Source organism: Acinetobacter nosocomialis NIPH 2119 (assembly GCF_000368085.1).
In the GTDB taxonomy this organism is placed as follows: domain Bacteria; phylum Pseudomonadota; class Gammaproteobacteria; order Pseudomonadales; family Moraxellaceae; genus Acinetobacter; species Acinetobacter nosocomialis.
This window is the reverse complement of record NZ_KB849239.1, coordinates 2,225,749-2,243,764: the sequence shown is the minus strand read 5'-3', so window position 1 is coordinate 2,243,764 and position 18,016 is coordinate 2,225,749. Positions and strand designations below refer to the sequence as shown.

The 18,016-nt window shown below is 38.9% G+C and carries 23 protein-coding genes, 1 tRNA gene and 1 riboswitch; of the genes, 12 read left to right on the top strand and 12 right to left on the bottom strand.

Annotation, left to right across the window (positions count from 1 at the left end):
• The first annotated feature begins 1 nt into the window (after position 1).
• Genes F984_RS14360 through bioD form a run of 3 tightly spaced genes read left to right on the top strand, consistent with a single transcriptional unit; the run spans position 2 to position 2,550 of the window.
• Entirely contained in the window at positions 2–1,159 is a 1,158-nt protein-coding gene (locus F984_RS14360; protein ID WP_004710317.1) for an 8-amino-7-oxononanoate synthase, read from the top strand.
• Positions 1,156–1,905: a malonyl-ACP O-methyltransferase BioC gene (bioC, locus tag F984_RS14355; protein WP_002050352.1), complete on the top strand. Its 750-nt coding sequence runs from the start codon at positions 1,156–1,158 to the stop codon at positions 1,903–1,905. The genes F984_RS14360 and bioC overlap by 4 nt, the downstream gene beginning before the upstream one ends.
• Entirely contained in the window at positions 1,906–2,550 is a 645-nt protein-coding gene (gene bioD / locus F984_RS14350; RefSeq protein ID WP_004710315.1) for a dethiobiotin synthase, read from the top strand.
• A gap of 62 nt (positions 2,551–2,612) precedes the next feature.
• Here the strand turns inward: bioD and rluB are convergent, their stop codons facing one another.
• The 5 genes from rluB to F984_RS14325 form a co-directional block, all read right to left on the bottom strand.
• Positions 2,613–3,536, bottom strand: a complete 924-nt coding sequence (gene rluB / locus F984_RS14345; RefSeq protein WP_004710314.1) for a 23S rRNA pseudouridine(2605) synthase RluB — start codon at positions 3,534–3,536, stop codon at positions 2,613–2,615.
• Between the two features lie 41 nt (positions 3,537–3,577).
• Positions 3,578–4,171, bottom strand: a complete 594-nt coding sequence (gene scpB / locus F984_RS14340; protein WP_002050325.1) for an SMC-Scp complex subunit ScpB — start codon at positions 4,169–4,171, stop codon at positions 3,578–3,580.
• Positions 4,168–4,959 (bottom strand): segregation and condensation protein A, encoded by a 792-nt coding sequence (locus tag F984_RS14335; RefSeq protein WP_016805462.1) that lies wholly within the window; start codon positions 4,957–4,959, stop codon positions 4,168–4,170. Before F984_RS14335 ends, scpB begins: the two co-directional genes overlap by 4 nt.
• Before the next feature lie 226 nt (positions 4,960–5,185).
• A complete protein-coding gene (locus F984_RS14330; protein WP_002050309.1) occupies positions 5,186–5,803 on the bottom strand; it encodes an L-threonylcarbamoyladenylate synthase in 618 nt (205 codons plus the stop codon).
• 89 nt (positions 5,804–5,892) lie between these two features.
• Positions 5,893–6,555 carry an elongation factor P hydroxylase gene (locus tag F984_RS14325; protein ID WP_004710311.1) on the bottom strand — a complete coding sequence of 221 codons (663 nt, stop codon included), beginning with the start codon at positions 6,553–6,555 and terminating at the stop codon, positions 5,893–5,895.
• A 96-nt stretch (positions 6,556–6,651) separates the two neighbouring features.
• Between F984_RS14325 and F984_RS14320 the strand changes: the two genes are divergently transcribed.
• From F984_RS14320 to lysM, 6 genes are all read left to right on the top strand, one after another.
• The gene (locus F984_RS14320; RefSeq protein WP_002050389.1) at positions 6,652–7,212 is read left to right on the top strand and encodes a YceD family protein; all 561 of its coding nucleotides are present in this window, start codon (positions 6,652–6,654) and stop codon (positions 7,210–7,212) included.
• 74 nt (positions 7,213–7,286) lie between these two features.
• Complete coding sequence (gene rpmF / locus F984_RS14315; protein ID WP_000290730.1) at positions 7,287–7,472, top strand: 50S ribosomal protein L32; 186 nt, start codon at positions 7,287–7,289, stop codon at positions 7,470–7,472.
• A gap of 152 nt (positions 7,473–7,624) precedes the next feature.
• Positions 7,625–8,611, top strand: coding sequence for an ACP S-malonyltransferase (gene fabD, locus F984_RS14310; RefSeq protein WP_001274818.1), 987 nt, complete (start codon positions 7,625–7,627; stop codon positions 8,609–8,611).
• Entirely contained in the window at positions 8,608–9,342 is a 735-nt protein-coding gene (gene fabG, locus F984_RS14305; protein WP_000191300.1) for a 3-oxoacyl-ACP reductase FabG, read from the top strand. The genes fabD and fabG overlap by 4 nt, the downstream gene beginning before the upstream one ends.
• A gap of 84 nt (positions 9,343–9,426) precedes the next feature.
• The gene (acpP, locus tag F984_RS14300) at positions 9,427–9,663 is read left to right on the top strand and encodes an acyl carrier protein (RefSeq protein ID WP_001279871.1); all 237 of its coding nucleotides are present in this window, start codon (positions 9,427–9,429) and stop codon (positions 9,661–9,663) included.
• Between the two features lie 188 nt (positions 9,664–9,851).
• Positions 9,852–10,325, top strand: coding sequence for a peptidoglycan-binding protein LysM (gene lysM / locus F984_RS14295; RefSeq protein WP_002050305.1), 474 nt, complete (start codon positions 9,852–9,854; stop codon positions 10,323–10,325).
• Between the two features lie 45 nt (positions 10,326–10,370).
• Here lysM and F984_RS14290 read toward each other — a convergent pair whose 3' ends face one another.
• Positions 10,371–11,138 (bottom strand): hydroxymethylpyrimidine/phosphomethylpyrimidine kinase, encoded by a 768-nt coding sequence (locus F984_RS14290; RefSeq protein ID WP_004710304.1) that lies wholly within the window; start codon positions 11,136–11,138, stop codon positions 10,371–10,373.
• A 97-nt stretch (positions 11,139–11,235) separates the two neighbouring features.
• Between F984_RS14290 and F984_RS14285 the strand changes: the two genes are divergently transcribed.
• Positions 11,236–11,910: an HAD-IA family hydrolase gene (locus tag F984_RS14285; protein WP_004710302.1), complete on the top strand. Its 675-nt coding sequence runs from the start codon at positions 11,236–11,238 to the stop codon at positions 11,908–11,910.
• A 63-nt stretch (positions 11,911–11,973) separates the two neighbouring features.
• Here F984_RS14285 and ribB read toward each other — a convergent pair whose 3' ends face one another.
• On the bottom strand, positions 11,974–12,633 hold the full coding sequence (gene ribB / locus F984_RS14280) for a 3,4-dihydroxy-2-butanone-4-phosphate synthase (RefSeq protein ID WP_004710300.1): 660 nt from the start codon (positions 12,631–12,633) through the stop codon (positions 11,974–11,976).
• Positions 12,634–12,723: 90 nt separating this feature from the next.
• A riboswitch (FMN riboswitch) is annotated at positions 12,724–12,874 on the bottom strand.
• Between the two features lie 176 nt (positions 12,875–13,050).
• Here ribB and F984_RS14275 point away from each other — a divergent pair.
• On the top strand, positions 13,051–14,832 hold the full coding sequence (locus F984_RS14275) for a DUF2157 domain-containing protein (protein WP_004710298.1): 1,782 nt from the start codon (positions 13,051–13,053) through the stop codon (positions 14,830–14,832).
• On the top strand, positions 14,832–15,392 hold the full coding sequence (locus F984_RS14270) for a GDYXXLXY domain-containing protein (RefSeq protein ID WP_004710296.1): 561 nt from the start codon (positions 14,832–14,834) through the stop codon (positions 15,390–15,392). Before F984_RS14275 ends, F984_RS14270 begins: the two co-directional genes overlap by 1 nt.
• Before the next feature lie 52 nt (positions 15,393–15,444).
• On the opposite strand, the gene panD is transcribed toward F984_RS14270, so the two are convergent.
• The 5 genes from panD to F984_RS14245 all read right to left on the bottom strand — a co-directional run bounded on the left by panD (position 15,445) and on the right by F984_RS14245 (position 18,014).
• Positions 15,445–15,825: an aspartate 1-decarboxylase gene (gene panD, locus F984_RS14265; protein ID WP_000952664.1), complete on the bottom strand. Its 381-nt coding sequence runs from the start codon at positions 15,823–15,825 to the stop codon at positions 15,445–15,447.
• A gap of 130 nt (positions 15,826–15,955) precedes the next feature.
• The gene (pth, locus tag F984_RS14260; RefSeq protein WP_002050315.1) at positions 15,956–16,537 is read right to left on the bottom strand and encodes an aminoacyl-tRNA hydrolase; all 582 of its coding nucleotides are present in this window, start codon (positions 16,535–16,537) and stop codon (positions 15,956–15,958) included.
• A gap of 20 nt (positions 16,538–16,557) precedes the next feature.
• Entirely contained in the window at positions 16,558–16,854 is a 297-nt protein-coding gene (rplY, locus tag F984_RS14255; RefSeq protein WP_002050375.1) for a 50S ribosomal protein L25, read from the bottom strand.
• A gap of 98 nt (positions 16,855–16,952) precedes the next feature.
• Complete coding sequence (locus F984_RS14250) at positions 16,953–17,903, bottom strand: ribose-phosphate pyrophosphokinase (protein WP_002050293.1); 951 nt, start codon at positions 17,901–17,903, stop codon at positions 16,953–16,955.
• Between the two features lie 36 nt (positions 17,904–17,939).
• Positions 17,940–18,014 (bottom strand) — tRNA-Gln (locus tag F984_RS14245).
• Positions 18,015–18,016 lie beyond the last annotated feature (2 nt).

The following is an 18,016-nucleotide window of genomic DNA, read 5'->3' as shown; positions in this document are numbered from 1 at the left end:
AATGTCATTGCTCGATCATTTTGCTACCGAGTTAGATGAGTTAAAACAACAAGGTAACTTCAGACAATTTACCCAAAATGTGCAGCATGGTCGTTTTATTACAATTAAAAATAAAACAATGCTCAACTTAGCTTCAAATGACTATCTTGGACTGGCGGCTAATCTTAATCTTCGCCAAGAGTTTTTAGATAGCTTACCGTTAGAACGCAGCTATTTTAGTTCTTCATCGGCTCGTTTATTGACGGGTAATTTTGATGAATATGAACAGTTGGAAAATAGCCTAAGCCAAGCATTTGGTGGGCGGGCAGCTCTGTTATTCAATAGTGGCTACCATATGAATATTGGTATTTTGCCTGCTGTTGCTGATAGTAAAACTTTAATTTTGGCAGATAAGTTAGTTCATGCCAGTATGATTGATGGGATCCGTTTGTCTGGTGCCCAGTATGTGCGGTATCGACATAATGATTTAGAGCACTTAGAACAGCTTCTACAAAAGTATCATGATGATGACAAGATTGAACGAATCATTGTGGTCACAGAAAGTATTTTTAGTATGGATGGTGATGAAACGGATTTAGCTGCATTAGTCCAGCTTAAAAAACGTTTTGCTAAAACCATGCTTTATGTCGATGAGGCACACTCAATTGGTGTACGTGGTCAGCAAGGTTTGGGGTGTGCTGAACAATATAATGTAATTCAGGAAATTGATTTTCTAGTTGGTACCTTAGGTAAAGCATTAGCAGCTGTCGGTGGTTATATTATTTGCCATCCAATTATTAAAGATTATCTCATTAACAAAATGCGCCCGCTTATTTTTAGTACCGCTCAACCTCCGATTGTTATGGCTTGGGCAAATTTTATTTTTCAAAAAGTATTAGTGGCTCAACCTCAGCGTGAACACTTAAAAAATATTAGCCAATATCTTCAACAAGCAGTGGTACAAAAGGGTTATCTGAGTCCATCGACCAGCCATATTATTCCAGTGATTGTGGGAGAAAGTCAGGCTGCTATCGATAAGGCGAAACAGGTTCAGGAAAGCGGCTTTTATGCCATGCCTGTACGCCCACCAACAGTACCTAAAAATAGTTCGCGTTTACGTATTTCTTTAACGTCAATGGTCGAGCAACACGAGCTTGAAGCACTGGTGAGTTTTCTGTGAGTCTGAATAAAAATTTAGTTGCCGAGCGTTTTGCTAAAGCAGGTCAAAGCTATTCAGAGCACGCAGTTGTTCAAAAACAAATTTGTCAAAATTTAACAAGCTTACTCAAGCAGTTTTGCCCAAGCAAGATACGACGTGTTTTTGAAATTGGTTGTGGTTCTGGTAATTTAACTCGTCTGCTTGTTGAAGCTTTTCAAATTGAAGATTTAATTTTGAATGATCTGTACTCAGAGGTGCAGGAGCACTTCAATCATGAAGAGCATTTAAAATGGTTAATTGGAGATGTTGAAACCTTAGAACTCCCTCAGCAGCTCGATATGATTGTTTCAGGTTCTGCCTTGCAATGGATGCAGGATTTGCCACTTTTGCTTAAGCGTTGTAATGATGTTTTAACTGACAGTGGTTGGCTATGCTTTTCAACATTTGGTCCTAAGAACCTAATTGAAATTAAAGAGCTAACCGGACAAGGTTTAAATTATTGGAATCTTGAAAGTTGGAACAGTGCCTTAACTCAGGCTGGTTTTGAAGTTCTGTATCTATCTGAGTCAGAAACTCAGCTCTATTTCGATTTACCTAAAGCTGTATTACAACATTTAAAAGCGACTGGTGTAACAGCGACAGCGCAGCACCGTTGGACCAAGCAAACTTTACAGCAGTTTTATCAAGATTATGATCGGTATAAGCACGCCGAGGGATATGCCCTAACATATCACCCAATTTATTGTATTGCCCGGAGAATGAAGTAAATGAGTGGTCAGATCTATTTTGTCAGTGGGATTGATACCGAAATTGGAAAAACCTACGCGACAGGTTTTTTAGCAAAATTATGGACTGAGCAGGGTAAAAAAGTAATTACCCAAAAACTCATTCAAACAGGTAATGTTGATATTTCTGAAGATATTGAAAAGCATCGTGAAATTATGGGGCAAGGTTGGTTTCAAGAAGATCACGATAAGCTGACTATGCCCGAAATCTTTAGTTATCCTGCTTCACCTCATTTAGCAACGCGTCTTGATAATCGAGAAATCGATTTTCAAAAAATTGAAAATGCGACTCAAACATTAGCTGAGCGTTTTGAAATTGTATTATTAGAAGGGGCGGGTGGCTTAATGGTGCCCTTAACCACCAGTTTACTCACCATTGATTATGTTGCTCAGCATCAGTTTCCTGTTATTTTAGTGACATCTGGTCGTCTAGGAAGTATTAATCATACTTTGCTTAGTCTCGAGGCACTTAAGTCACGCGGTCTGAAATTAAAAGCTTTGGTTTATAACTTAAAAGATGAATCAAAAGATCCATTAATTTCGCAGGATACTTCAAATTATTTAAAGAACTATTTAGCCATTCATTTTCCAGAAGCTGAGTGGATTGAACTAGCAAAAATGAATTAATTGAAATTAAATAATAAAAAACCGCTCTAAAGTGAGCGGTTTTTTTGATTTAAAAGTTTTACTTAGAACTTTTTAAATCCACGGTTAAAACCAGTCGATTTACGCTGATTACCTGTGTTAGCTGGTGCTTCTTTTTCATCATCACGACGTTGTTGACGTAAATAACCACCACGACGTGCTGCCATTGGTTTTTCTGTCATACGATCAGTACGACGTTTTGCCATACCAAATAAACCTGTACCTTGACGTGGTTTCAACTCAACAGATTTAGCTAAGTTGTCGATATCAGTTTTATCGAGTTCCATCCAACGGCCAGTACGTAATTCGCGTGGTAAAATAACAGTACCGTAGCGAGTACGTAATAAGCGGCTTACTTTAAGACCTTGCGATTCGAAAATACGGCGAACCTCACGGTTACGGCCTTCTTTCACTACAACTTGATACCAGCGGTTAATACCTTCACCACCAATTTCAGAGAAAGATTCGAACTTGGCTGGGCCATCTTCAAGCTCTACACCATTGACCATGTTTTGGCGTAATTGTGGTGTTACTTCACCCATTACACGTACAGCGTATTCACGTTCAATTTCATTAGATGGATGCATTAAGCGGTTAGCAAGCTCACCATCGTTTGTAAATAGTAATAAACCTGTACTGTTAATATCCAGACGACCTACCATTACCCAACGGTCATTTGCAATTTGTGGCAAATGATCAAATACAGTTGGGCGTTTTTCTGGGTCATTACGTGAACAGATCTCACCCTCTGGTTTATAATAAATCAGTACACGACGACGAATTTCATCTTCGATCTGGAACTGAACTTTACGGCCATCAATGCGTAATTCATCGCCTGGTTCAATGCGCTCACCCACTTGGGCAACGCGGCCGTTTACACTCACGCGTCCTGCGGCAATAACCTCTTCCATATATCGGCGAGAACCTAATCCGATTCGCGCTAATACTTTTTGCAATTTTTCACTCATGACAGCACAACCTTAGACATAATGATCAACAGTCCACCTCTTTATGATTTCGGTGCATTCGCATCGAGAGCCATAAATGCTTCCTTGGCGTTCTGTAGGGGAGGCAATTGGCCTAAAGAGGCTAGACCAAAAGCATTCAGAAATTGAGGCGTTGTAATTAGCAACGCAGGTCTTCCGGGTAAATCTCTAAAACCGGCTTCTTTAATCCAGTTCCAGTCAAATAGCGTTCTGAGAATCTGACTATTATTAGATACACCACGAATTTGTTCAATATCAGCACGCGTGACTGGTTGATGATACGCAATGACAGCCAAGGTTTCTAGTAAAGATGGCGACAGTTTTGTTGGTCGCTCTGGCCAAATCTGCGCAATAATATTGCGATATTTGGATCTTACCTGAAAACGGAAGCCTTGCGCGGTTTCAATCAACTCAATAGAGCGGCCATGTTGTAAGAGGGCAAGTTGTTGTAAAAGCTGACGAAGCTGTTGTTTGTTATATTGATTATTAAAAGCTTCTTTTAAACGAGCAATTGAAACAGGTGCTTCACTGGCAAAAATAATCGCTTCAAGTTGCAATAAAACTTCGTGATGAATGTCAGCTAATGACAAATCATTATTATTTTGTTCAAAACTCATGCTGCAGACCCTTGAATAGCCAATGGAGCTTCAACACCTGTAGCAATAATTTTAATCTTTTGTTGTCGGGTCAATTCTAAAACAGCCATAAAAGTTACAACCATTCCCATACGGCCTTGTTGGGGATTAAGTAATTCTTTAAAACTTAACACGTCGCCTGACTCTAATTTCTCTTCAATATAAGCAATACGTTCTTCTAACAGTACAGGCTCTTGCGCAATTGTGTGTGTTACGGGTTCAGGACGATTAAATACGCAAAACAAAGCATCATGTAATGCTGAAACATCATAACCTTCATAAACAGGCGCGATATGACCTAAGCTTACATTGGCACTAAATGTATCACGGTCAAGAACTGGCATTTGACCTAAACGTTCAGCCGCTTGTTTAATGCGTAAATAAGTTTCTAGTCGATCAATAAGATCCTGTTTAGGATCTTTTTCGATACTCACTACTGTAGGTTTAGGTAAGAGTAAGCGAGATTTCAAATCAGCCAATAGAGCAGCCATAACCATATAGTCGGCAGTCAACTCAATATTTAAGGATTTCATGCTATCCATATAAGCTAAATATTGAGTTGCAATAGGTGCAATATCGAGCTGAATTAAATCAAAACCGTTTTTCTGAATCAGATAAATTAAAAAGTCGAGTGGTCCTTCAAACTGTTCGAGTAAAATCTCAAAAGCAGCCGGAGGAATATAAAGATCTTCAGGAATTGTGTCGTGCCACTCATCTAAAACACGGATGTGTGGAACGTCTTCCATGGATTGATGAAGTGATTGGTTCATTACGATTATAAGCCACGCGAATTTTCAAAAGCATGAGACTTGTTTTTCAAGTCAATAAGAGCTGTAGCAGAAGAACAGCAGATAGTGAAAAACATTCTAAAGGAATTGTGACTTTTAATAAATTGCTTAACGACTAAAGTGTATAAAAAATCCAAACTAAATAAAGAGTATTTTTTTTCTTGATAATACTTTTTTTTTAACTATTGGTAAAAAGGAGAATAAGTGCTTATTCGAAAGCACTTACATCTCCAGCACCGTGACGTATAATTTCCGGATGTTCACCCGATAAATCAACAATACTAGTTGTTGTTAAAGTACCAAAACCCCCATCGATAAAGACATCAATACGTTTAGACAACTGACTTTCAATATCGTAAGGATCATCAAGTGGGTCTTCTTGTCCGGGTAAAATTAATGTACTTGTAAGTAAAGGCTCACCAAGTTCTTTTAATAAAGCCTGACAAATCGGGTTACTTGGAATGCGTAAACCAATCGTTTTCTTTTTAGGATGCATTAACCTGCGTGGAACTTCACTTGTTGCAGGTAAAATGAAAGTCGTAATGGCAGGTGTATTTGCTTTTAATAACCGATACGTCGCATTATCAACTTTTGCATAAGTCGCGATATCTGATAAATCACAACACATAATTGCGTATTGATGCTTAGGGCCTAAATCACGAATCTGGGCAATGCGTTCCATCGCATTCTTATTACCAATCTGACATCCGATTGCATAGGCAGCATCGGTCGGGTAGACCACAACATCGCCTGCACGAATACGCTCAACTGCTTGATCAATGAGGCGTTGCTGTGGATTTTCAGGATGTACATGTAAATGCAACATATTTTAGAGACTCCATCACGCCAGTATTAAAAATAGTATTAGACTTTTCAAACTTCGGAAGCAAGTAACTTACGTAGTTTTTTTGTCATTTAATCAAGGAGTTCACGTTTAAATTCATCTAATTGTAACGCTGTACCTGCTCGTGTACATTGGCAAATACATTCAATGAATCTTGCTGCATCAACAGGTAGTTTAGCTTCACCAGAAAAGTAACGTTGAACTTGGATATAAACATTATCTTTAAACTTTTTGCCATCTCCGCCATCACCTGTCAGGTTATCTAGAGATACTCTAAATTTTCTGCCAAAAGATTGGGCAAATAACCATTCAATGGCTTGAGGTTTGATTTCTACTTGTTCAAATAAATCCTGCTGTTCTTTAGTTCGGCCATCTGGCGCATACCAATAACCTAAATCGGGCAACAGACGTCGTTTTGCACCTGCAATTGTCCAATGGCTAATTTCATGCAAAGCGCTATTGAAAAAACCATGAGCAAATTGGATTTTAGCTGGTTCATGTTCATTTGCTGGGAAATATTCTGGTTCAAATTCTCCACGAACTAATGTCACATTATGGTGGGAAAACCAGTGATTAAAGTGTAAAATAAGCCAATCAACTTGCTCAGACTCTAATTTTGAGCTTGGCCATGGTGAGAGTTGCACCACGTCAGGTAAAAGAGTGTTTTGGTGAGTTGAATGGGTGCAAACGAGTAATGAAGTGTTAACTTCAGGTTGCGGCTGCAACAGGTGCATTGCTTAATTTACCCCGAGTTCTGTCTAAAGAAGTACAAAATTGTATCTTAATCTTTGACAGAGTACCGATGAATTTGTAGAATTGCCGCCTTAATTATGTCAGCAAATACCTTTCCGGCACAGATTGAGCCGTTTAAATGGGCTGAACAAGGCTTTACATGGTCAGGTCAACTGCCATTGTCTCGTCTTGCTCGTATTGCTCGTGAAGCTGTTGGGTCAATTGATAACCAATTGATCAACATAGACTGTAAGCTATCAATGGATGCCTATCATCGCATTGTGTGGTTAGATGGTCACATGGAAACAAAAGTTCCAATGGAGTGCCAACGTTGTTTGGAACCTGTTGAAATGCCAATTGTTTCTGACTTTCATATTGCACTTGTAGATGATGAGTCACTGATAGAGCGCTTGGATGAGGATGCTGATTTCATCGTTTTAGGTGAAAGTGAGTCTTCGACAAAAGGTGATTTTGATACACCTGCTTCGATTAACTTACTCGCATTACTAGAAGATGAACTGTTATTGTTGATGCCTTTATCTCCCAAGCATGATGCTTGTGAACATAAACATCAACCTACCATTCAGAACGTTGTCGAAGAGAAACGGGATAACCCGTTTGATGTTTTGGCAGGTTTGAAGGGTAAACTTAACTCATAATTTGTGTTATGATTATGAGATAAGACAACTGAATTTGTTCTGATCCATTTTTTCGATCTTTGTAAGGAGCCATCATGGCCGTTCAGCAAAACCGTAAAAGTCGCTCTCGCCGTGACATGCGCCGTTCACATGACGCTTTAACCGAGAATGCATTAACAGTAGACCAAGCAACTGGTGAAACTCATCGTCGTCACCACGTGACTAAAGACGGTTTCTACCGTGGTCGCCAATTATTCGCTAAAGCAGCTGATGCTGAATAATTGCATGATATGCATTAAGCGTGATGCTTAAGTATAGAAAAAATGGGAGCGAAAGCTCCCTTTTTTTGTTGTTTTTCGCAATTATAAATATACAAATTAAATGTTAAATTTCCGCTCCAGAGAAATGAGTGAAAACCCAAAAAGGATTTCTTATGTCTGCTAAACGTCTTGAACAAGTAGCTTTAGCCACAAAAACTGCATTTGTGTTTCCAGGTCAAGGTTCACAAAAAGTTGGTATGCTCGCTGAACTCGCAGAACAGTTTAGTGGAGTTGGGCAAACTTTTGCCGAAGCTTCAGACGCGCTAGGATTTGATCTTTGGCACATTGCACAAAGTGGTGAAGGTTTAGACCAAACAGAAAATACCCAACCTGTATTATTAACTGCCAGTATTGCTTTATGGCGTTTATGGTTAGATTTAGGTGGTTTAGCCCCTAAATACCTTGCAGGTCACTCTTTAGGTGAATACAGCGCTTTAGTTGCAGCAGGTTCAATGAGTTTGGCGGATGCAGTTAAATTAGTTAATTTGCGTGGAAAACTCATGCAAAATGCTGTTCCTCAAGGGGAAGGCGCTATGGCTGCTATTCTTGGTTTAGCTGATGATAAAGTAGTTGAATTGTGCCAGAGCGTGAGTGCATCAGGTCAAGGTTCAGTTGAAGCAGCAAACTATAATTCACAAGGTCAGGTTGTAATTGCGGGTAGTACTGCATCTGTACAGCAAGTTATGGCATTGGCAAAAGAACAATCTGCTAAAGCAATTGCTTTACCGGTTTCTGTTCCATCACATTGTTCATTGATGAAGCCGGCAGCAGAAAAATTTGCAGAAGCTTTGGAACAAACTGCCATTGAGCTACCTACCATTCCTGTAATACAAAATGTCAACGCGGGAATTGCTACCGATGTTGCTCAATTACGTCAGGCTTTAACAGCACAATTGTACCAGTCTGTACAATGGACACGTACCATGCAGTCTCTACAAGACCAAGGTATTCAGTACATTGTTGAGTGTGGCCCAGGTACAGTATTGAGTAATCTCGCAAAGCGTTTACCAAATATTGAAAAAGCTTTTTCTATTGATAGTAAGAGCAAAATGGAAGATGCCCTAAATGCTGTTTTAGTGGCAGAAGGAAAAATTGCATGACACAAGAACGCAAAGTTGCATTAGTAACGGGCGCGAGTCGGGGCATTGGCGCTGCAATTGCCCAGCAACTTATTCAAGACGGTTATTTTGTCGTAGGTACTGCGACTTCTGAATCTGGTGCACAAAAGCTAACTGATAGCTTTGGTGAACAAGGTGCAGGTTTGGCTCTCGATGTGCGTAATCTCGATGAGATTGAAGCAGTCGTGTCTCATATTGAACAGAACTATGGTCCTGTACTTGTTCTCGTTAACAATGCAGGTATTACGAAAGACAATTTGTTGCTTCGTATGTCTGAAGATGATTGGGATGACATTCTCAATATCCACCTTAAAGCCGTTTATCGTTTATCTAAACGCGTACTTAAGGGTATGACAAAAGCACGTTTTGGTCGAATTATTAATATCAGTTCTGTTGTTGCTCATTTTGCAAACCCAGGCCAAGCAAACTACTCTGCTGCTAAAGCAGGTATTGAAGCATTTAGCCGCAGCCTTGCAAAAGAGATGGGTAGCCGCCAAATTACTGTAAATAGTGTGGCACCAGGTTTTATTGCAACAGAAATGACAGATGCACTTAGTGAAGACATTCGCAAAAAAATGAGTGATCAAGTGGCTTTAAATCGCTTAGGCGAGCCACAAGATATCGCAAATGCGGTGAGTTTCCTTGCAAGTGATAAAGCAGGTTACATTACCGGTACGGTATTACATGTAAATGGTGGTTTATACATGGCCTAACGCCGATGTATAAACTTTTAAAAATTTTTATATTCAATTAAACTAGTGGCAAATCAAACGCCACAAGCAATGAGGAGAATTCCTGTGAGCGATATCGAACAACGCGTTAAACAAGCGGTTGCAGAACAACTTGGTCTTAAAGCTGAAGAGATTAAAAACGAAGCATCTTTCATGGATGACTTGGGTGCTGACTCTTTAGATTTAGTTGAACTTGTTATGTCTTTCGAAAATGACTTCGACATCACTATCCCTGATGAAGATTCAAACGAAATCACTACAGTTCAATCTGCAATTGACTATGTAACTAAAAAACTTGGTTAATTCGCATATTGCTGATTAAAAAGAAGGCCACCGTAAGGTGGCTTTTTTTATTTGAGTAAAATAATTGAGAGAGATACATATTTTTACAAGATCAACCTCAATTGATAGCAGAGGTATCTCTTTTTTCAAGTATAACAATAAGGGTCAGTTTAATGACTTTACTATAAACAATAAGATGAGGACTAAAAATGGGTCTTTTTGATTTTGTAAAAGGTATTGGTAAGAAAAATACCGCACCAGCAGAACCACAACCAGCTCCAGCAACGCCAGCAGAACCTTCTGCACAAGAAGTAGCGAATAAATTATTAGGATTAATTAAAAGTTTAGGCCTCGGGGTGGAAGGTTTATCTGTAACATATAATGGTTCAACTGATACTGCGACTATTAATGGTCAAGTACAAAGCCAAGCGGATAAAGAAAAGATTATTCTTATTGTTGGTAACGTCGATCATGTTGCACATGTAGATGACCAGATGACCGTTGCTACGCCTGAACCGGAAAGCAAATTTTATACGGTAAAATCTGGTGATAATCTTTCAAAAATTGCGAAAGAGTTTTATGGTGATGCCAACCAGTATCCGAAAATCTTTGAAGCAAATAAACCAATGCTCAAAGATCCGGATGAGATTTTCCCTGGGCAAGTTTTACGTATTCCACAGTAATTGGAATAAATAAAAAGGCGCTTTAAGCGCCTTTTTATTTGGTTGTTAAAATCGTTTTGGAATCTTTTGTCCATGAGGTACAGGTGTTTCGGCATTTTTTAAAACACCAAATAACCATGTTTCTGCATGCTGTACTGCAATTTTTAGAGAATCACCTAAAGCTAAGCGACCTGCAATAAAACTTGCTAATGAACACCCTGAGCCATGATATTCACCTTCAAGGCGAGGGCAAGTACTACTCGCTGCAAGTTCACCATCAATATATAAACTATTTTTAATGAAGTTAGGGGTATCTTCATGTCCCCCCTTTACTAATACAGCTTTAGCACCCATTTCAAAGAGCTTATGAGTCGCTTCTTCTAAGTCATCAATACCTGTTAATGCACGTAATTCAACTGTATTTGGCGTAATAAGTGTCGCTAGGGGAATCAGCTCAACAAATGCTTTAACTAAAGTTGCCTGATCTCCTAAAGAACCACCGCTATTAGCAACTAATACTGGGTCTAATACATACTGATAGTCAGGATGGGCACGTAAAAATTCGGCTAGAGCCGCAATATTATCTGTTGTGCCAAGCATGCCGGACTTAACACATTTAATCGGTAAATCGCCTACAACAGCATTTGCTTGGGCTAATAATAGTTCTTTTGAGGTTGCTTCAAAGCCAAATACTTGTTGTGAGTTTTGAATGGTAAGAGCTGTACACGCAATTGCTGCATGGGCACCACTTTGTCCAATCGCTTCAATATCGGCTTGTAAACCTGCACCACCTGAAGGGTCTAAACCCGAGAAACAAAGTACGGTTGGACGCACGGTTATTTCCTTTTCAATTTAAATTTACGTTAGTATAAGAGAGTTTAATTAAACTCTCGACCAATTGAATTAAATACTTTACTGGGTTAGTGATTGAATGGCTATAAAACATATTTTGATTGATTTAGATGGAACCTTAACAGACCCTAAAGTTGGCATCCATACATCAATTCGTTATGCAATGGAGAAGCTTGGTTATCCTTTAGCTGCCGATTTAAATATTGATTGGACAATTGGACCGCCATTAAAAGCATCATTAGCAAAATTATTAGCTACCCAAGATGATGCTCTAGCTGAGCAAGCTTTACTTGCTTACCGTGAGCGTTTTTCGGTGATTGGCTTATTTGAAAATGAAGTATATCCATCTGTTGCAGAAACCCTTAAAGCTTTAAAAGCAGAAGGATATCGTTTGTTCGTTGCTACTGCTAAACCAACGATTTATGCAAAACGAATTTTAGACCATTTTGAATTAAGCCAGTATTTTGTACATATTTATGGCAGTGAATTAACGGGTGAACGCACCAATAAAGCTGAGCTTATCCATTATATTCTTGAACGTGAGCAATTAAATCCAGAAGAGTGTTTAATGGTGGGTGATCGTCAATATGATATTTTAGGTGCTCGCCACAATGGTATTGAGGCGGTAGCTGTGACTTATGGTTATGGAACAGCAGAGGAACTTGCTCAAGCACAGCCAAAAGCAATGATTAATCAATTCTCTGAACTTTTGGACTATGTTGAAGAACTGGCAGCACAAAAGAAAGTTTCTTAAATATAAGTAAGTTTTAATTTATAGGTTTGGCTCTGATCTGATCTAAAGCCAAACCTTTTTTATTTAAATACCGTGTTGTTGACGGTATTGAACAAGTTCTTCAATTGTAATCACTGTTAAGTGATGAGTTTGTGCATAAGCCAAAACTTGAATGCCGGATGCCATAGTGCCATCCGGATTAGTTAATTCACATAACACACCAGCAGGTTTTAAACCCGCTAATCTTGCTAAATCAATTGTTCCCTCAGTATGACCACGTCGAGTAAGCACGCCGCCATTACGTGCACGTAATGGGAAAACGTGACCAGGACGATTTAAGTCACTTGCAACAGCACCATCTTTAATAGCAGTTTTAATCGTTGTTACACGGTCTTTTGCAGAAACACCAGTGGTAACACCTTGAGCAGCTTCAATGGTCACTGTAAATGCAGTGTGAAACTGACTTGAGTTTTGAGAAACCATTGGTGGAAGATCTAAATGATCTGCTAATTCTTCTGTCAGGCATAAACATACAATACCTGAGCCATCACGAATCATACGTGCCATGGTCTCAACAGTTAGGGTTTCGGCTGCAACAATTAAATCTGCTTCATTTTCACGATCAAAGTCATCCATCACCAATACAGGTTTACCTTGACGGATATCTTCTAATGCTTGTTGAATGCGCTGTTCTGCAGGAGAGAGGGCTGAGAAAAAAAGTTCTGGTTGAATTAAGCTAGACATAATGAAACGCTCTCGTAAAAATACGGTTGAACATTTCAGGACTGATGTAAAAACAGGCTGGCGCTGAAATAAAACGGATTTATCCCAGTTCGTCGTCTTCTTTCATCCGGACTATACCGTCGGCTTTGGAGTTTCACCAAATCTGCTCAAATTAAATAATTTAAGCTCGTGGGCTTGTTAATTTATATATGAAAATTAACTTTACCACCGGTGGGGAATTACACCCCGCCCTGAAGCGATGAGTTTTATTATAGCGCGCTTGGGAAAATTGGCTAGATGCTTTTGTAGAATGCTAAGTCTCATTATGAATAAGCATTTTCATAAAATGAAATAGGTTTTTTAACAAGCGCTTACTTGTTGGCTTTAAAAGGGAATGCTATGTTTTTTATAGAAAATTATAAATAAAACAGGTGTTTCATGCAGATAAGAGACTATTATCCATTTAGGAATACTTTATTTATTCAGCATCTCCATATTTTCAGTTATGTATTTATGGCGCTCAGTATTCTTTATTTAATTGCTGCTAATTGGTTGATGCTTCCTGATAGCATTCAACTCATTATTCCACCTGTTATATTGCTTATCACAGCTTGGATGAGCATAAACGATACCTTAAGCGAGGGAATACGGCAGACTTTACATGGTACTTGCGGCTTAATGATCGGTTTGAGTTTGGCTGTAATTGGACAAGTTTATCAAACTGGTGCAGACAGTTATTTACTTTTCTTGATTTGGACTTTGCTTTTATTGCCGTGGCTATATCGACCAAATATTGGAATCTTTGCTTTAATTTGTATTACAAGCCAACTCGCCCTATTTTTATTTTTTAAACAGACTTTCTGGGCAGAAAAGTTTCCTTATCTTTATCTTTTTGCTCTAAATTTATTAAGTCTTGTACAGTTCTGGATCTGTCAAAAGAAATATACAGCCTTACGTTTTGTTTTTATTGCTTGGTTTGCTGTTATTTCAATAACAGGGATGATTCAATTCTTATCAAGTGAAAATTTACCCTATCTGATCTCGGCGTTCTTACTAGGAATTATTGCTTTTTATTATTTCTTCAAAAAGAATGATCAGCTATGTGCCAGTTTAATGGCTGCTGTTCTTGGCGTGACAGCTACAATATGGCTTGTTGATGGTATTAATCATCTATTTAAAGATTCTAATGAATTCATTTTCTTATTGATTGCGGGCATTATTTTTATTTGGTTTGCACTCATTAGTTATTTCTTAATAAGAATTTTTCGCCAAAGCCGTTTTTATATCATTCCTTTAGCAATTGGTGCTTGGCTTGCTGGCTTAGCACTTGCAGCATTTACTTTAGTATTTTGGGAAACTATTTCCTTAGTTATTGGAATCATCTTTGTTGCTATAGCTATAACTTTACTAACAAAATCGCAAAGCTATTTCATTCGGCAATTTGCATATTGTTTATTTGTGAGTGGACAGACTGCTTTTTTATTTCATCTTGGTTCTGAAACAAATCAAATTTTATGGGTATTGATTGCCCAGATTTTTATTCTATGCGTCAGTTATTTTCTTAAGCCTCATTGGTTCTTTGTTTTAATTCAAATGCTCGCAACTTATGGCATAGCATTTATCTACATACTGCAACTAGACCATTCATTGTGGTCGGTACATTCTACTCAAACTTATTTCAATTTAACTTTACTTAACTATTTGATTTTTAGCTTGATACTACTGATAGGGAGTAAAGCGGTTATATCGTATGAGCGGAGTATTTTTTTATGTGTACTTAGTGTCATTTTTGTGAGCTCATTCTTTGACAATTTTATGGGGCTTGCGTTGATTGATTCTGCTGATCAGCCATTATGGTTTATCTATATTTTTCCAAGTCTATGGTTATTGTGCTTTAGCCTTTTCTATTTATATAGGCAGCTTCAAGCTCTCACTTTCGTTGCTTTTTTAATTTTTGGCATAGCACTTATTGCACTCGGCTATTTTGATGTATTCATTCTATTTGTAATTTTGACATGGGCTTTAAAAAATCAAGATCGCATTGTTTATGGTGTTACGCTCATAGTATTTACCTTTGTGCTTTGGCAACTTTATTACAGTTTACAATTAAGTTTTTTAGCTAAAAGTGCATCAATCTTGGTGTCGGGCATTATATTGCTGGCTCTATATGGGCTACTTATAAAAGAAGCTAAAATGAATTTTATTGAGGGGGAAAAGTAATGAAAAAGTATTTCTCCCTTATGCTTGCAGTAGCCACTGTATTATTTTTTGCAGGTTTGGTTGCGAAAAATGAATGGCACCTGCATCAGAGTAAAAATATTTTTATTAAGCTTAAGCCGGTTGACCCTCGCTCTATTTTACAGGGGGACTATATGGCGTTGGCATATGAATTAAATTTACAATCTCTCAAAGCGCTTTCGGGAAGTGAAAGTGAGGCTTTAGATCAAGTGATTTTTAATCATGCTTCTGTTCCAGCAAAAGTTATTTTAGATTCACAAAATCGAGTAGTTCGTACCATTTTAGATACTCACAATTCATTTGCTGGGCAGCGTTTAATTTTAAAAAATCCTGAAAATCGTTTACAGGCTTTATATCCAGCTTCTCGAAGCTTCTTATTTGCCGAAGGTCTAGCTCAATGCTATGGGAAAGCAAAGTATGCTGAATTTAAAGTAAATACAAAAGGAGAGGCGATTTTATTTGATTTACGTGGAGAAGAGCTACAGCCTTTAAACTGTAAGCAACAGCACAGTTGGTGGAAGGGGACTGCTAGAAGTTTATAAAGGCGTATAAAAAAGCCCGTATTTACGGGCTTTTTTACTTTTAAATCTTTAATTAGGCAACTTGCACAGGAATGCAGTTCGCTGTGTGGTTGACTGTATTGTCTGGGTTTGCATATACCAAACGTGGTTTGTGAGCATTTGCTTCAGCTTCGGTGAAATCACCAAAAGTAGCAATAATTACAAGATCGCCAACATCTGCTTGGTGAGCAGCACCACCATTTACTGAAATAATGCCAGAGTTATCTTCACCACGAATCGCGTAAGTTGTGAAGCGCTTGCCATTAGTTACGTTCCAAACGTGGATTTCTTCGTATTCACGAATACCAGCTAAATCCATTAATACGCCATCAATTGCACAAGAACCTTCATAGTGAAGTTCAGCATGGGTTACAACTGCACGGTGAATTTTGCATTTTAATAAACGAGATAGCATGGCTAGCGTCTCCTGAGTAGACCTAAGAAGATCTTATAGTGAAATCTTTTGCCCTTGCCGTTCTGGCAATGTGGCTGATGCGCATTTTGCTCCTAAAAAAGCAAGATAGCAAGCTTGATTGTTCAACAATTTAAGCTGGTTTATACGCATTAATTTGGTTCATGGCCTGTGATACTTGTCCTTGAACAAGTAACTTCACTTTAGAAAGAGCGTGATCAATTGCTCCATCCATCAGGCTTTGTTCACTACTTGGCGCTTTTCCGAGTACATGCCCAGAAACTCTTTCTTTTGAACCTGGATGTCCAATACCAATTCGTAAACGATGAAAATTTGGACCAATATGTGGGACAATATCACGTAAACCGTTATGACCGCCGTGCCCACCGCCTGTTTTAAGACGAATTACACCAGGGTTCATATCAAGTTCATCATGAGCAATCAGAATTGCTTCAGGAGCAATTTGATAGAACTTTGAGAAAGGAACAACACTTTGTCCGGAACGATTCATATAAGTCGTTGGTAGAAGTAAACGAACATCGTGCCCTTCTATATTACCACGACCACTAATTCCGTGAAATTTTGGATCATTTTTTAATGTAATGCCATATTTATCTGCAAGCTGTTCAACGAACCAAAAACCTGCATTATGGCGGGTTTGGGCATATTCTGAACCAGGATTGCCCAAACCAACAATTAGCGAAATATTTGACACTAATTTACGCCTTTAAACACTTATGCGCGTTTGAAGTCAGCGTGCATAGGAGTGTTTTTAGATGGATGACGTTGTAACGCTTGGATTTTAACGTTTTCAACTTTATCGCCCACTTTGATTTCTACAACTTCTTCAAAGAAAGCATTGCTTTCTAAAGCTTTTACAAGCTCACGAAGTTCTAAAGTAACACTTACAGGTTCAGCGTTACCACCGTAGATGATAGCTGGAACTAAAGATTCGCGACGAAGGCGGCGGCTCGCACCTTTCCCTTGTTTGTCTTCAGCACGCGCTTGAGCGTTGAATACGAAGTTTGCCATGAGATAAATCCTCATTAAAGATTAAATAAACTAAACTTGCGACCAGTTTAGTGATAGAAAACCCCAGCCAAGGCCAGGGTTAAGAAAAAGCTGCAATATTATAAACTATCGAACATCGCGCTGATAGACTCTTCGTTATTAATACGACGAATCGTTTCAGCAACCATGCTAGCAACAGAAACTTGACGGATTTTGCCCAAGTTCAATGCTTCTTCAGAAAGAGGAATTGTGTCAGTTACGACTAACTCATCAATTACTGAGTTACGTAAGTTCTCAATTGCTTTACCTGAAAGTACAGGGTGAGTTGCATATGCAACAACACGACGTGCACCGAATTGCTTAAGTGCATCAGCTGCTTTACACAATGTACCAGCAGTATCAACCATGTCATCTACAATAACGCAATCACGATCTTTTACATCACCAATCAAATGCATAACTTGCGATTCGTTGGCTTTTTGACGACGTTTGTCGATAATTGCTAAATCGATGTCACCCATCTGTTTGGCAACAGCACGAGCACGTACTACACCACCAACGTCAGGAGAAACCACCATAAGGTTATCATGTTGTTGTTGACGTAAGTCAGCAAGCAAAGCAGGAGTACCGTAGATGTTGTCGACTGGAATATCGAAGAAACCTTGGATTTGGTCAGCATGTAAATCAATCATTACGACACGATCAATACCAACAGTGGTAAGCATGTCTGCAACAACTTTAGCTGTAATCGGCACACGTGCAGAACGTGGACGACGGTCTTGGCGAGCATAACCAAAATAAGGAATAACAGCGGTAATACGACCAGCACTTGCACGACGCAAAGCATCTGCCATAACCAAGATTTCCATAAGGTTATCATTGGTAGGCGCACAAGTAGGCTGAACGATAAATACGTCTTTACCACGAACATTTTCAGTAATTTCTACTGAAATTTCTCCATCAGAAAAGTGACCGACTGATGCAGCACCTAGAGGGATATGTAAGTGACTTACGACTTTTTGAGCGAACTGTGGATGAGCATTTCCACTAAAAACGACAAGATTGGGCATGAAGCACCCTTGGCGGTTGGTATGTAATGAAATAGATGGCAGGGGCGGCTGGATTCGAACCAACGGATGGCGAGATCAAAACCCGCTGCCTTACCACTTGGCGACGCCCCTAA

What these genes read in the sequence shown, in the direction of transcription:
- F984_RS14360 (WP_004710317.1), top strand. Translation starts at nt 2, where the DNA reads ATGTCATTGCTCGATCATTTTGCTACCGAGTTAGATGAGTTAAAACAA.
- bioD (WP_004710315.1), top strand. Translation starts at nt 1,906, where the DNA reads ATGAGTGGTCAGATCTATTTTGTCAGTGGGATTGATACCGAAATTGGA.
- rluB (WP_004710314.1), bottom strand. Translation starts at nt 3,536, where the DNA reads ATGAGTGAAAAATTGCAAAAAGTATTAGCGCGAATCGGATTAGGTTCT.
- scpB (WP_002050325.1), bottom strand. Translation starts at nt 4,171, where the DNA reads ATGAGTTTTGAACAAAATAATAATGATTTGTCATTAGCTGACATTCAT.
- F984_RS14335 (WP_016805462.1), bottom strand. Translation starts at nt 4,959, where the DNA reads ATGAACCAATCACTTCATCAATCCATGGAAGACGTTCCACACATCCGT.
- F984_RS14330 (WP_002050309.1), bottom strand. Translation starts at nt 5,803, where the DNA reads ATGTTGCATTTACATGTACATCCTGAAAATCCACAGCAACGCCTCATT.
- F984_RS14325 (WP_004710311.1), bottom strand. Translation starts at nt 6,555, where the DNA reads ATGCACCTGTTGCAGCCGCAACCTGAAGTTAACACTTCATTACTCGTT.
- F984_RS14320 (WP_002050389.1), top strand. Translation starts at nt 6,652, where the DNA reads ATGTCAGCAAATACCTTTCCGGCACAGATTGAGCCGTTTAAATGGGCT.
- rpmF (WP_000290730.1), top strand. Translation starts at nt 7,287, where the DNA reads ATGGCCGTTCAGCAAAACCGTAAAAGTCGCTCTCGCCGTGACATGCGC.
- fabD (WP_001274818.1), top strand. Translation starts at nt 7,625, where the DNA reads ATGTCTGCTAAACGTCTTGAACAAGTAGCTTTAGCCACAAAAACTGCA.
- fabG (WP_000191300.1), top strand. Translation starts at nt 8,608, where the DNA reads ATGACACAAGAACGCAAAGTTGCATTAGTAACGGGCGCGAGTCGGGGC.
- lysM (WP_002050305.1), top strand. Translation starts at nt 9,852, where the DNA reads ATGGGTCTTTTTGATTTTGTAAAAGGTATTGGTAAGAAAAATACCGCA.
- F984_RS14285 (WP_004710302.1), top strand. Translation starts at nt 11,236, where the DNA reads ATGGCTATAAAACATATTTTGATTGATTTAGATGGAACCTTAACAGAC.
- ribB (WP_004710300.1), bottom strand. Translation starts at nt 12,633, where the DNA reads ATGTCTAGCTTAATTCAACCAGAACTTTTTTTCTCAGCCCTCTCTCCT.
- F984_RS14275 (WP_004710298.1), top strand. Translation starts at nt 13,051, where the DNA reads ATGCAGATAAGAGACTATTATCCATTTAGGAATACTTTATTTATTCAG.
- F984_RS14270 (WP_004710296.1), top strand. Translation starts at nt 14,832, where the DNA reads ATGAAAAAGTATTTCTCCCTTATGCTTGCAGTAGCCACTGTATTATTT.
- panD (WP_000952664.1), bottom strand. Translation starts at nt 15,825, where the DNA reads ATGCTATCTCGTTTATTAAAATGCAAAATTCACCGTGCAGTTGTAACC.
- rplY (WP_002050375.1), bottom strand. Translation starts at nt 16,854, where the DNA reads ATGGCAAACTTCGTATTCAACGCTCAAGCGCGTGCTGAAGACAAACAA.
- F984_RS14250 (WP_002050293.1), bottom strand. Translation starts at nt 17,903, where the DNA reads ATGCCCAATCTTGTCGTTTTTAGTGGAAATGCTCATCCACAGTTCGCT.